This is a genomic window from Flavobacterium glycogeni, from assembly GCF_048286775.1.
GTDB lineage: Bacteria > Bacteroidota > Bacteroidia > Flavobacteriales > Flavobacteriaceae > Flavobacterium.
Window position 1 is genome coordinate 38,027 of record NZ_JBLVPV010000016.1, and the last position, 14,917, is coordinate 52,943.

Sequence of the window (14,917 nt, forward strand, 5' to 3'; positions counted from 1 at the left end):
GATGGAAAATAAGAAAAAAATTGGGGTCGATGTAGGAGGAAGCCATGTTACGGTGAGTGTTATTGATACAAATAAAGTTGAGTCACAGTCTTTGCGTATGATAAGAAAGGATATCAACGCCATAGATAAGGCATTTGATATTATAGCAACTATTGGCAATTGTATCAAAGAAGTATTGGTTGATGAAAGAGCTGTTGATGTCGTTGGGGTTGCTTTTCCGGGGCCTTTTGATTATGAAAAAGGAGTCAGTACCATAGCTAATGTTGGAGGGAAATTTGAAAAGACTTTCGGGATTCATATGCAACAAGCCCTGATGGATTATACAGGGGTAGCAAATACAGCATTTGTTTTTTCCAATGACGCCCATTGTTTTGCCGAAGGATCTTATTATCGTCATCAATTGAATAGTAAAAAAACGGTATTCTTGACATTGGGAACGGGTTTCGGTTCCGCATTTATGGTGAACGGAGCGTTGATCACTAAACATCCTGAATTGCCTGCCATCGGAGCTTTTTATAAGGAACCTTTTTTGGATGTAAAAGCCGACGATTATTTTTCTACACGTTGGTTTTTAGCCGAATACAAAAAGTTAACTGGTATTGAAACAACATCCGTTAAAGCTATTGTTGCAACAAATTCTGATATTTCGGTTTCCATTTTCAAACAATTTGGCGCGAACCTAGGTTCTTTTTTGTATCCATGGTTGCAACGGTTTGAATGTGATGAATTGGTAATTGGAGGAAATATTTCTAAAGCAAGTGCATTGTTTAGTACATCATTAAAAGAAAACTTAGCACAACTAAGTACAGCTGTAAACATCATTTTCTGTGATGATACGGAGGAATGCATTTTAACGGGAGCGGCTATTATTGCAGATAAGAAGAATATTAAAATTGCCAATAACAATCAACCCAAAAGAAAAACAACCCAACCGGTTTTACCACTAAAATCCATTGTAACGAGCAATTCGGGTTATGATGTTTTTCCGTCATTTCATTCGGATTCTCCAGTTTACGTTGGTTTTGATACTCTGGCAGATAAAATTGTCCAAGAGAAAATTATAATACTTGATGGATTTGGAGGCGTGTTATGGGAGAGTTTTAGGGAACAATTGCATAAATCATTACTTGCAAAAAACAGAAAAGTATTTTGGTATGATATAAATTCTTGTCTTAAATCAACCGAAGAAGTTAGTGCTATGGTAAGTGCTAATTTAAACGGAGACGATCCTGTTTTTGGAAAAAAATACATGGGTAACTTATCCGATTTTTTTGATGAACAAAAATTGAAAATGCTGCAACCCGATCCATCCGTTGATTTGTGTATTCTCTACGGGACCGGCGCCGAACTGGCCAATTGGAAGGGACAACTACTATATATTGATGTACCCAAAAATGAAATCCAATACAGGATGAGGGCTGGTGCGGTGAAAAATATTGGATGCGCCGATTTGTTCGACAATACCCAAATGTATAAACGGTTATATTTTGTAGATTGGCCTGTGTTGAATAAACATAAAGACCAAGTACTTCCCAAAATAGATTTGATAGTTGATGAGCAGCGTATCAATGAGATTACATGGATGTCCGGGGATGATTTCAGAAATACTATGGATGAAATGTTAGAACAGCCCCTGCGTGCACGACCTTGGTTCGAAGCCGGAATTTGGGGCGGGAATTGGATGAAAAAGCATATAAAAGGACTCAACGAAGAAGAAATAAACTACGCTTGGTCTTTTGAATTAATCACGCCCGAAAATGGAATTGTCATCGAGGGCAACCACTATTTACTTGAGGTGTCATTTGATTTCCTTTTGTTCTACAATAACAAAAAGCTTTTGGGGAAAGCTGCCCAAAGATTTGGAACGGAATTTCCAATCCGTTTTGATTTCTTGGATACCTATGATGGAGGGAATCTTTCGATTCAATGCCATCCACGTACGGAATATATCAAAGAGAATTTTGGTGAAAATTTCACTCAAGACGAGACTTACTATATTCTCGATTGTGAACCGGATGCCGAAGTTTATCTTGGCTTTCAGGAAGATATCAATCTGGAAGAATTCAAAACGGCCTTATTGGACGCACAAAATAAGGGTATCAAAATGGATGCGGAACAATACGTTCAGAAATTTGAAGCACATAAACATGATTTATTCCTAATTCCAAACGGAACGATTCACGCTTCGGGAAAAAACAATATGGTACTGGAAATTAGCAGTACGCCATACATTTTTACTTTCAAAATGTATGATTGGCTACGACTTGGCTTAAATGGCCAGCCCCGACCGATCAATATAGAACACGCTTTTAAGAATCTTTATTTTGACTACAAAGGCGATTATGTCCCGCAAGAATTAATTTCGAAACAAGAAGTAGCTACCCAATGGGATAACGGAAAGAAACTGTCACTTTCGACACATGAAGAGCATTTTTACGCTGTTGACCGATATGAGTTTACTGGAGAAACTGTTATTACAACAAATGGGCAATGTCATATCTGTATGTTGGTTGAAGGGGAATCGGTAGGGATCATTGTCGGGAATAAAACCAGTGTGTTTAAATACGCTGAAACATTCGTAATACCTGCGGCCGTTGAGCAATACACAGTTCGTTATCAAGGGGATAAAAAAGCCTTTTTGGTAGTCGCTTACGTAAAGGAGAATTGTTGTTAAAATTGAACCAAATAATCTATTAAAAAACCAAGCACATTAACTATCAAAAAAACTATTATGGAAAAAAAAGGAACCAATTATTTTATTTTTCTAATAACGCTTATTGCCGCCCTAGGAGGTTTTTTATTCGGTTTTGATATGGCCGTAGTCAGTGGTATTATTGAACCATTAAAATTAGAATACGGATTGTCATCAGCAGAGGAAGGATTATTTGTGTCCTGCGCTTTATTGGGTTGTATTGTCGGTGTGGCTTTTTCGGGTTATCTCAGCGATAAAATTGGCAGAAGAAAAGTATTGTTTGTTTCAGCCGTATTGTTTTTGATTAGTGCCGTTGGTTTTGCTTTTTCCGAGGATTATTCGATGTTGATTTTCTTCCGTGTTCTTGCCGGTATGGGGGTAGGTGTGGCTTCTAATGTATCACCGCTTTATATTTCCGAAGTAGCGCCTTCGCAAAAAAGAGGGCAGTTGGTTGTTTTTTATCAATTGGCTATTACGGTAGGAATTTTAGTGGCTTATATCAGCAATTTGTTTTTACAACGTTATGCGACAGCCAATGCTGGAGACGGTGATGGTTTATTGCATTGGTTATTTATTGAAAATGTTTGGCGCGGAATGTTTATTGTGGGAGTTATTCCGGCTGCGGCATTTTGCTTGTTATTGCTAATAGTACCTGAAAGCCCGCGCTGGTTGGTACAATATGGAAGAAATGAGGAAGCCTTAAATATCCTTACTAAAATAAATGGAGAAGAAACTGGGCGTTTAGAGTTGGATTCCATTAAAGAAATGGCCAGTCAAAAATCAGGAGGTTATAAAGAATTGATGCGTTTGCCATTAAGCAAATTATTGACATTGGCCATGGTGCTTACAGCTTTGTCGCAGTTTAGCGGAATTAATGGGGTTATTTTTTACGGGCCTACCATTTTAAAATCTGCGGGAATTGTTACCAGCGATGCATTATTTTATCAGGTAATATTGGGATCGGCCAATGTGCTTTTTACATTTATCGCTATTTCAAAAGTCGATACTTGGGGACGCAGACCTTTATATATTGTTGGTTCGCTGTGTGCTGCTTTCGCATTGGCTCTGACAGGTTTTTGTTTCTTAATGAATATAACAGGATGGTTCATGTTATTCAGCATTATTTTGTTTCTTTTTTTCTTTGCGTTTTCTCTTGGCCCATTAAAATTTGTCATTTCAACAGAAATATTTCCTACGCATATCAGAGGAACCGCTTTGTCGATCTGTATTATGACCATGTGGGTTTCTGATTGGCTTGTAAACTTATTGTTCCCGATGATGAGAGACGGATTGGGAATAGCAACCACCTTCTTTATATTCTCTTTCTTTTGTATTGTCTCATTTGTTTATGCAAAAAAGAACTTGTTTGAAACAAAAGGGAAAAGCCTTGAAGAGATTGAAGGATTATTGAATTCACAAAAAGTATCAAAGTAATTATTCTTAAAACTATTTAGAAATGGGATCAAAATTTTTTTACAGCACAATTAAAAACAGTTTTTTACTATTGGTAATTTTGGTGCTTTCGCAAAAAGCATTGGCGCAAAAAGAGGTTCCTTATTTTGGGAAAATAAATTGGATTAATGGTTTTGCAAAAGAAATCAGTGGTGAAAATATCACCTATTTCTCGGCTTTTCCGGATTACGCGACAACGGCTTTGTTAACCAGAAGTACGAATGGCAAGAAAACCATCGAATGGGAAACAGCTCCAGTTCCCCAAAACAGTAAAGGAGATTATGTGTATTTTAGTTGGGTAGCGGGACATTCGACGGCTACAAGCGGAGGAAACCGTAATTTCGATTTATATGTTGATAATCAAAAATTGTTAACGTTTACGACAATACCCGAAAACAAAACGCCCGATTGGACTTTTACGGCGGCTGATGGTTCGGCATTAGTATTTCAGCAAACCAAAAGAGATGGTGCCAATGATGCGCACGGATTGGCTTTTCTTCGTTTGCCTATGAGCAAAGTAAAACCAGGTCAGGCGGTTCGGCTTAAAGTGGTGGGGCAAGCCCAAAACAGCAATGATTGGTACATGACTTTCAAATTTTCATTCGAAGAAAAAGTAGATGTAAATCCGATGCCTTTTCTTTTGAAAAACGGAAAACAACCTATTGTATTAACGGCTTTGCATTTTGGAAAAGACGAAGAGTTGAAAGTTAAAGTCAACAATAAAGAATCCTATTTATTTGTCATGAAAGATGGTGTAAACAATTTTGATATACCCGTAAATGCAGTAAAAAAAGTCGACAGTGTTCAATTTTTTGCTTCTTCCGGCGGAAAAACATTGGTCAATAAATTTATACGTTTAAAACCAGTTGTATATCGTGAATTGAATTTTATCCATCATTCGCATACTGATATTGGCTACTCTCATCTTCAACCTGAGGTTTTGAGAATTCATCTTAAAAATATCGATGATGCTTTGGAAATGATTGAAAAGACAAAAAAATTTCCAGCCGAAGCAAAATTCAAATGGAATATTGAATCGCTTTGGGCAGTTGAAAATTATTTGAAACAGGCTTCTCCAACCCAAAAAGAGAGATTTGTTACAGTAGTAAAAGAAGGAAGTATTTGCCTCTCGGCTTTGTATGCCAATATACTTACCGGTATGAGTCAGCCCGAAGAAATGTTTCATTATACGGATTATGCGGAACAGCTCAGAAAAGAATTTGGACTCAAGATTAACAGTGCCATGATTTCGGATATTCCGGGATTTGCCTGGACTACCGTGACAGCTTTGTCTAAAGGGGGTGTGAAATATTTTTCAAGCGGTCCTAATTTTATGGGGAATGACCATCCCTATTTGGGGGACAGAGTGGGGCATTTTGTAAAGGCTTGGGGAGATAAACCTGTGTGGTGGGTTTCGCCTTCCGGAGAGGAAAAAGTACTATTTTGGGCTGGAGCCAAAGGATATTCCTCTTGGCACGGAACTGCAGTAGGGCAAGTATTTGAACGTGGGCCTAAAAAAATAGCCGCTTATTTGAATGAACTTACAGAGAAGAATTATCCCTATGAAATGGTGCAATGGCGCTATAATGTTGTTGCCGATAATGGGCCGATTGACACCGGGATTTCAGATTTTGTGAAACAATGGAATGAAAAATATGCATCTCCAAAAATTGTATTGAATACAACTGACAAACTTTTTGAAACTTTTGAGCAGAAGCATGGAGCCCAGATTGCAACAGTAAAAGGAGATATTACTCCGTATTGGGAAGACGGTGCCATTTCTACCGCTTTTGAAGAAGGTAAAAACAGGGTCAACAGTTTGCGCCTGCAACAATTGACAACGCTTTATTCGATGCTGAATCCAAAGCAATTCAGTAAACAAAAGTTTTATGAAGCATGGACAAATATCATTTTGTTTCATGAACATACCTGGGGAGCGCATAACAGCACTACGCAACCGGATATCCCATTTGTAACCGAACAATGGCGTATAAAAAAACAATTCATGCTCGATGGGGATGAACAGATCAATGCTTTAGAGAAAAACCTGTTGCAACCATTAAGCAATCCACAATCCAAAAAAATTGCTGTATTCAATACTTCTTCTTGGAAACGAACCGGGCCAGTAGTAATACCTGCGACAGTTATAGGGAAATCAGTCAAAGACGATGCAGGGAATAAAATACCATTACAAAAATTAAGCAACGGGAATTATGTTTTTATGGCTACTGATGTACCGGCTTTGGGAACGGCAACCTATGAAGTTGTCAATGAAGCACCTTCTTCGTCAGCAAATAAATTTGCTCTTACCGAGAATTCGGTGTCAAATGGAAAAATAGGATTCAGTTGGGATAAAATCAACGGTAGTATTACCGGTTTGAATGCGGATAGTAATTTTAATTATGCAGGAAGTTTTAATAATCAGGGATTGAATAGCTATTGGTATGTTCCTGGGCTAAATCCTGCTGATGCGGTGACAAATGGTATTGTGAAGATAAAAGTGATCGAGAATGGACCGGTAGTTACTACAATCTCTGTTATTTCTGATGCACCCGGTGCCAATAAATTAGAAAGAATACTGTCATTGTATGCAGGTAGCGATGCCATACTGGTTGAAAATATTTTAGATAAAAAATCAGTTCGAACTAAGGAAGCGGTACACTTTGGGTATCCTTTCAACTCCTTACTTACCAAAACAACTTTGGATGCAGGGTATGGAACTATTCAACATCTTGCCGACCAATTGCCTGGTTCTAATATGGATTATCTCTACGGTCGCAGATGGGTAGATGTTTCGGCAGCAGATAAAGGAATACAATGGATGTTACTCGAAATGCCTTTGGTGGAACCAGGTAATATGATTGATGAAAGACTGACCGTGTTACCAAGCCATAAGGAATGGAAAAAAGAGGGAAAGCCTACTTCGACTTGGTTCAGTTATGTCATGAATAATTATTGGCATACCAATTATAAGGCTGATCAGGAAGGAGTGGTTCATTTTAGATATGCCCTGCGTCCGCATGGAATGGTTAACGGTTCTGAAATGGAGAAAGCCGCTTCAGAATTTACACAGCCATTGATAGCATTGCCAATTAAGAATGATATAGCACTTCCAAAGGAGCTTTTTGAATTGACCAACTCCCGTATTGTGGTTACCAGTATTACGCCAAATGCAGACGGGACTTACTTGATTCGTTTGTTCAATCCGGAACAGTCTGTACAGCAAACTCAATTTGCATGGAAAGCATTGCAACCAGCTTCTTTCATCGAGATGAAATCAGGAGAAAATAAACCAGATACTGCCGAAGTGAAACTGGCAGCTATGGGAGTGTCTGAATTCTTGTTGAAATTGTAATTTTTGAGTTGTGTGATATTGCTAATAAAAAAGAAATTACGATGAAATGAGCATAGCGAAAAGTCGATACTAACATGAAAAGATATATGCGATTACTCCCGATAGCTATCGAGAGACCGATAAAAAACAATAAATATCAACATATGAAGCAAAAATTAATAAGTTGTTTATCGAGAGCTGTAAAATGGAAACTGCTTTTATGCTTTCTTTTTTTGAGTTTAGTGCTAAGAGCAGGAAACAGAACTATTTCTTTGGTTTCTAATGGAAGAAGTAATTATTCGATAGTTATTCCCTCTAATGCAAATGCTGTAGAACAAAGAGCAGCATCGCTGTTACAAGACCATATTACTAAAATATCGGGTTGTAAACTGCCAACGACAACTGCAGTGCAGTCGGGTAAGTATGTTGTTTTTATCAAAGTAAACAGCAAAATATCACATCCCGATGGTTTTACGATAAAGACAAAAGGCAAAAATATTTATATAGAAGGAGGGATTCAAAAAGGCTGTGTGTATGCGGTGGTGAGTTTACTCGAAAAATACTTGGGATGTCATTATTACAGTCCGACTTATAAAATAATTCCTTTGTCAAAAAACATTAATTTACCTCAAATAAATGTTTCAGATGTACCCAAAAACGATTGCCGAATTGTCAATATTTCTGACCATGTTGATGCCGATTTTGTCGATTGGAACCGATTACACACCATTGATGATTTTTTTGCAAAAGGCTATTATGTACACACCTTTAATCGACTGCTTCCTTGGCAAGACTATTTTAAAACGCATCCTGAATATTTTTCAGAGATGAATGGCAAGCGCAACATTGATCAATTGTGTCTTTCTAATCCGGAAGTGTTGCAGCTGGTCATTCAAAAATTAGAAAAAGACATGGTAGATCAGCCGGACAAATTGTATTGGTCAGTCAGCCAAAATGATAATTTCTCCTATTGTCAATGTGAGAATTGTAAAAAAATAATTTCGGAAGAGAAAAGCCCATCAGGTCCTGTTATTCGATTTGTGAATGAAGTAGCCAAACATTTTCCGTCAAAAATCATTTCGACATTGGCTTATCAATACAGCCGTCAAGCCCCGGCAATTACTAAGCCAGAGGGAAATGTACAGGTCATGCTTTGTACGATTGAGTTAAACCGAAGCAAATCTATTGAGCAGGAAAAAAGCAGTGAATCTTTTAAGAAGGATATTGTTGATTGGGGGAAAATATGTCGTCATATCTATTTATGGGATTATACTATTGATTTTGATCATTCGGTTAGTCCATTTCCTAATTTGCACGTATTGCAACCCAATATTCAATTTTTCAACAAAAATAATGTTAGGGCCCATTTTCAACAATCTAATATTGCTGTGGGACAGGAATTTTCAGAATTAAAATTGTATTTGATTTCTCGCTTGTTGTGGAATCCCGATTGTGATGTCAATACTATAATGACCGAATTTTTGGAAGGCTATTATGGCAAAGCGGCTCCATGGATAAAAAAATATATCGACCAACTGGAAAAAGAGTTAATCAAGAGTGGTGATGGCTTGGATATTTATGGACACCCTGTAAGTCATCAAAACAGTTTTCTTTCAACCAATAATATTAGGGACTACAATACTTATTTTGATAATGCTGTAAAGGCAGTCGAAAAGGATTCAGCTCAATTAATGCACATGAAAATTTCCCGTTTACCGCTTCAGTACGCGATTATGGAAATCGGGAAAAATGATATGTTTGGGCCAAGAGGATGGTACGTAGAACATGAAGGAGATTTCAAGGTCGTAAAAGAAATGTCAGCAATGCTGGAAGATTTCTACACGGTTTGCCAACAGGCTAAAGTATATCGTTTGAATGAATCGGGACTTTCGCCCAAAGATTATTACGAAAGCACCAAACGATTTATTGACGTTCAAGTAAAAGGAAATTATGCTTTCAGGAAAAAAGTGACCACTGCTATAGCACCTTCGGATAAATACAGTAATGGAGATTTGACCTACCTCACCAATGGAGTTAGAGGGGCAAGTGATTACAAAGTACACTGGCTTGGCTGGAGCGGGAAAGATTTTAGTTTGGTGTTGGATCTGGAGAAATCAGTTAATGCGAATGCTATTGAAATTAGCTCCCTTTGGGATCCCAAAAGTTGGATACTACATCCATCATCTGTTTCTTGCCTTGTTTCAGAAGATGGAAAGAATTTTGTTCCAATAGGTAAAATTGACACCGAAGGGAATCAGAAAAAAAGTGAGGTCACCAAAGTATTTACTTTCAAAGCGCCAAAGTCATCCATTCGTTACGTGAAATTTGAAGTAAAAGGAACCATTCATTTGTTTGATTGGCATCCCTCAGCCGGTGGCGATTCTTGGGTGTTTATAGATGAAATCGTGGTACGGTAATTTGATGATTTTTTTAAAGAGATAATTTTTGAAAATAACTGTACTATAAAATAAATTATTGTGTAATATATCAAAGTTGCATTTGCAGCATAAATTTTTATTCTATGAAAAAATATTTAATTCTTATCAGTCTGATATTGTCATTTCAGACTATTTTCTCGCAGTCCATACCAAACTATAAAAACCCAAAATTATCCGTTGAAGAAAGGGTTAAGGATCTTATTGCAAGGATGACTCCTGAGGAAAAATTCTGGCAGCTCTTTATGATACCCGGTGATTTGACTGATGGAAAAGAGAAATATAAAAACGGCATATTCGGTTTTCAGGTAAGTGCCAAAGGGAGTACAGATGCGGGTGCTCAAATATTGGATTATAGTGCTGCTAGTAACGCCAAAGAAACAGCCAAATTGATCAATAGTATTCAGAAATATTTTGTGGAGGAAACCAGGCTGGGTATCCCCATTATTGCATTTGATGAAGTATTGCACGGCCTAGTAAGGGATGGTGCCACAGCATTTCCTCAATCTATTGCATTATCTTCTAGCTGGGATACTTCTTTAATGAAACGTGTATCTACCGCTATTGCATTGGAAACAAAAAGCCGTGGCATTCGCCAAGTATTATCTCCGGTTGTTAATGTTGCTACCGATGTGCGTTGGGGACGTGTAGAAGAAACCTATGGGGAAGACCCTTTTCTTTCTTCCGAGATGGGGGTAGCTTTTGTTTCTCCGTTCGAAAAAATGGGAGTGATTACCACACCCAAACATTTTCTGGCCAATAGCGGTGATGGCGGTAGGGATAGTTATCCTATAGATTTAAATGAACGACTATTGGAAGAAATCTATTTTCCGCCGTTCAGAGCTTGTTTTAAAAGAGGTGGAAGCCGAAGTGTAATGACCTCTTACAACACAATCAGCGGAAGTCCTAGTACTGCAAATAATTGGTTGTTGAACGAGAAATTGAAAAAAGAGATGAATTTTTCGGGTTTTATAATTTCTGATGCAAATGCTGTAGGCGGAGCCAATGCATTACATTATACTGCCAAAGATTACCCCGAGGCATCTGCAAATGCAATAAATAATGGATTAGATGTTATTTTTCAAACGGCGCATGATCATTATAAGTTATTTCAACCTCCTTTCTTGGATGGCAGGATAGCCGATAAAACAACTGATGAAGCTGTTGCCAGAGTATTAAGATTGAAATTTGAATTGGGGCTTTTTGAAAATCCTTACGTTAACGAAGAAGAAGTGAATAAGTGGAATGGAAATCCCGCTCATAAACTGTTAGCCAGAGAAGCAGCACAAAAAGGGATGGTATTGTTGAAAAACGAAAACCATGTATTGCCGCTTAAAAAAACAACAAAATCAATAGCTGTTATTGGTACTGACGCAACAGAAGCTAGGCTGGGAGGATACAGTGGTCCCGGTAATGGCAAGGTGAATATTCTTGAAGGAATCAAAAATAAGTTGGGCAAATCAGCCGATATATCTTATGCAGTTGGTTGTGGACGTAACTCACCTGAATGGACAACAGTGCCAGCCACAAATTTGTTTACAAGTGCAAATGGCAAAAAAGAAAATGGTTTGCTGGGTGAATATTTCAATAATATTCAATTAAACGGTAAACCAGTGATTACAAGAGTAGATGATAAAATAGATTTTGGATGGACATTGTATGCTCCTGATCCCGCAATTAATTATGATTTCTATTCGGTAAAATGGACAGGTAAGATAAAATCTCCTGTTACGGGAACATTTAAAATTGGCATAGAAGGGAATGATGGTTATAGGCTTTACCTCAATGGAAAATTAATTGTTGATAACTGGAAAAGCCAAACTTTTACAACTCAACTAGCCGATTATCATTTTGAAAAAGACAAAGAATATGATATAAGAGTAGAATTTTTTGAATCGCAGGGTTATGCAAGATTCAAACTGGTTTGGAATGTTGGTGTTGCCAATGATTGGCAGAAAAAAATAGATGAAGCGGTAGCGATTGCTAAAAAATCGGATGTGGCGATAGTCGTTGTGGGTATTGAAGAAGGAGAATCGCTGGACAGGGCCTATTTGAATTTACCTGGGCATCAGGAAGAAATGATAAATCAGGTTGCAGCAACAGGAAAGCCTGTAGTAGTAGTTCTAATAGGAGGGAGTGCCATTACTATGAGCAAGTGGATAAATAATGTTTCCTCTGTTCTCGACGCTTGGTATCCGGGTGAAGATGGAGGTCATGCTGTGGCCAATGTGCTATTTGGAGATTACAATCCCGCCGGTCGTTTGCCTATTACGTTCCCGGTTTTTGAAGGACAATTGCCCTTGGTATACAATCACAAACCAACTGGACGTACCGATGATTACGTAAATCTCAATGGGCAACCCTTGTTTCCTTTTGGATTCGGATTGAGTTATTCCAATTTTGAATACAGTAATTTAAGATTTGAGAAGAAACAATTTGGAAAAGGGGATTCTACAACGGTTTATTGCACGATTAAAAACACAAGTTCCCGTGATGGAGACGAAGTAGTTCAATTATATGTCAGAGATTTGCTTTCTTCGATAGCGCAGCCAATCAAACAGTTAAAAGGATTTCAGCGAATTTCATTGAAAGGAGGCGAAGAAAAAGAGATTTCATTTGCCATCACACCCGAAACATTGCAAATGTTAAACAATGAAATGAAATGGGTTGTTGAACCAGGAAAGTTCAGAATAATGATTGGTGCCTCATCAAAGGATATCAGGCTAAGGGATGTGGTGACTGTTGTTGAATAGTTATCTATTTGTGACTTTAATATTAAAATAATTTTGGTTTAGTATTAGAAATAAGCTAAAGTGTTTTTAACCAGTTTGGTATGTTACAATAAGTTTAGCATAATACTTACAAACTGGTAGGTGCCGTTATGTGATTTGAAAAATATATTCTATTTTCGGAATCTATTTTTGAACGGGAATTTAATCAATTGATGCGAAACAACGTTCGATGACCCCCAAAAAAGCAATATAGAATGTCATCAATTCCATATTTCGATAAAAAACAAATACTATCTACAAATGAAAAGAAGAGATTTATTAAAATATATTGGATTGACTGTTGGTACCGTGGCATTGAGCGGAACAACATCGATTGTTTCTGCGGCGGAACAAAGGGATAAACGTAAAAGAGTATTGCGTATCGCGCATATCACCGATGTGCATATCCGACCGGAAGAAAATGCCCCCAACCGGTTTGTAAAATGTTTGGAAGAAATAAAGAAACACAAAGTCGACTTCTTCCTGAATGGAGGAGATACAATATTTGCGGCAGACTACGATACTATTACTCGTGAGAGAGTGAATGAATTATGGAAGGTGTGGAACGAAACTACCAGAGGGATAAACGACTTTGAGATTCACAGTTGCCTTGGGAATCATGATATGTGGTGGGCAGCACCGGATAAAAAGGATCCAATGTATGGGAAAGACTATGTGGTGAAACAATTGGGAATTCCCAATCGGTATTACAGTTTTGATAAGAAAGGCTGGCATTTTGTAATATTGGACAGTAATAACGGCGGAGGTTCATTGGATGATGAACAACGTCTATGGTTGGAAAAGGATTTACAAGCTATTCCTACTGGTACGCCAGTTATTTGCATGAGCCATTATCCGATTCTTGCCGCATGTACTCATGTTGATGGAGGAAATCATACCGATTCAAAGTATATCAGCGACCTTTTTTATAAACATAAGGACAAAAAAATTAACTGCTTTAGCGGGCATATTCATTTATTGGACAACGCCGTTTACAATAATATACATTATTATTGTAATGGTGCCTTAAGTGGTTTCTGGTGGGAAGCTGGAGACAAAGACTCGGCAGGGAAAACGTATTATAAACAAACGCCTCCGGGCTATGCCATTGTCGATTTGTTTGAAGATGGTTCTGTAGATAATCAATATTTTCCGCATTCTTTTTAACACAGAATCCATATTTAGCTTTTTTAGGAGGCTGGATTTATATAACTATTGAAATAGAAAAGGAATTATTGATTCAGTAATTCCTTTTCTATTTCAGGTTGTGAAAATCGTAATCGATATTGTGTTGGGGAAACGCCCATCAACGAATTAAAGACCCGAGAAAAATAGTAAGGATCTTCTATGCCGGAAAGTTCCGCAATTTCTTTGATGCGCAAATTTGTAAATTGAAGATTTTGGCAAGCAATCTGTATTTTGAGATGATTTACATATTCTACTGGGGTATAGCCTGTCTTATTTTTAAATAGCATAGAGAAATGAGATACGGATAAGTTTGCTTGACCGCTTATCATTTCCAGTGTTAAACGGCGTTGAATATTTTCGCTGATGTAGGCTATAGCTTTTTCAATGGGATCAGACTGTTGTTGCATCATGCTTGCGCCAAAACGTTCGTCATAAAGAAAAGACCCCAAAATTTGCCATAATAGGATGGAGGCATAGCCTGTAGTCGATTTTCCATAACCAAGCTGTAGGTTTTTGTATAATTCATCAAAAAGGTTATTTCGTACTTCACTGATGTAAATCATATTATCACCTGCAATTAGTTTCTCATACAAGCTTCTGGCTAAATGAAAGCCGCCCTCTCCTTTGAAATGAATCCAATAAATAGTCCATGGATCATCCTTATCAGCAGAGTAGGTATGGGCCAGCCCCAATGGTATTACCAAGAATTGATTAGGCATGATTGTATAAAGTTTATTCTCAATTTTGCACCAGCCCTTTCCGGCGATACAATAAATCAATATGTTTCCCGGGGAACCTTGTTTTCTTTGTCGGTAATGATTAGTCGCATTAGGATAGAATCCTAAGTCGGTAGCATATAAAAATCTATTGATTGGATTAGAGGAAAGACGATCTATCACTAAATTAGGGAGAACAATGCTCTTTTGACCCGTAAAACCTTCCTTTTTTCGTACTGATGTTTCCTTTCGTTTCATTTTTACTTAAATCAGATAATTGTCCATCAAAATAGTAAATTTTTCCATTTCATTTCACCAGTTTCAGTATT

At 37.6% G+C, this 14,917-nt stretch carries 7 protein-coding genes; 6 read left to right on the forward strand and 1 reads right to left on the reverse strand.

Going from position 1 to position 14,917, the window contains the following annotated elements; genetic code table 11:
- Position 1 precedes the first annotated feature (1 nt).
- The 6 genes from ACNQGX_RS12925 (at position 2) to ACNQGX_RS12950 (ending at position 13,851) form a co-directional block, all read left to right on the forward strand.
- On the forward strand, positions 2 to 2,674 hold the full coding sequence (locus tag ACNQGX_RS12925) for an ROK family protein (protein ID WP_417976858.1): 2,673 nt from the start codon (positions 2 to 4) through the stop codon (positions 2,672 to 2,674).
- 57 nt (positions 2,675 to 2,731) lie between these two features.
- Positions 2,732 to 4,126, forward strand: a complete 1,395-nt coding sequence (locus ACNQGX_RS12930; protein ID WP_417976860.1) for a sugar porter family MFS transporter — start codon at positions 2,732 to 2,734, stop codon at positions 4,124 to 4,126.
- Positions 4,127 to 4,148: 22 nt separating this feature from the next.
- Complete coding sequence (locus ACNQGX_RS12935) at positions 4,149 to 7,499, forward strand: glycoside hydrolase family 38 N-terminal domain-containing protein (protein WP_417976862.1); 3,351 nt, start codon at positions 4,149 to 4,151, stop codon at positions 7,497 to 7,499.
- A 143-nt stretch (positions 7,500 to 7,642) separates the two neighbouring features.
- Entirely contained in the window at positions 7,643 to 9,895 is a 2,253-nt protein-coding gene (locus ACNQGX_RS12940; RefSeq protein WP_417976864.1) for a DUF4838 domain-containing protein, read from the forward strand.
- Between the two features lie 104 nt (positions 9,896 to 9,999).
- Positions 10,000 to 12,666, forward strand: a complete 2,667-nt coding sequence (locus ACNQGX_RS12945; protein WP_417976866.1) for a glycoside hydrolase family 3 C-terminal domain-containing protein — start codon at positions 10,000 to 10,002, stop codon at positions 12,664 to 12,666.
- A 279-nt stretch (positions 12,667 to 12,945) separates the two neighbouring features.
- Positions 12,946 to 13,851: a metallophosphoesterase family protein gene (locus ACNQGX_RS12950; RefSeq protein WP_417976868.1), complete on the forward strand. Its 906-nt coding sequence runs from the start codon at positions 12,946 to 12,948 to the stop codon at positions 13,849 to 13,851.
- 65 nt (positions 13,852 to 13,916) lie between these two features.
- Here ACNQGX_RS12950 and ACNQGX_RS12955 read toward each other — a convergent pair whose 3' ends face one another.
- Positions 13,917 to 14,846: an AraC family transcriptional regulator gene (locus ACNQGX_RS12955; protein ID WP_417976870.1), complete on the reverse strand. Its 930-nt coding sequence runs from the start codon at positions 14,844 to 14,846 to the stop codon at positions 13,917 to 13,919.
- Between the last annotated feature and the right edge of the window lie 71 nt (positions 14,847 to 14,917).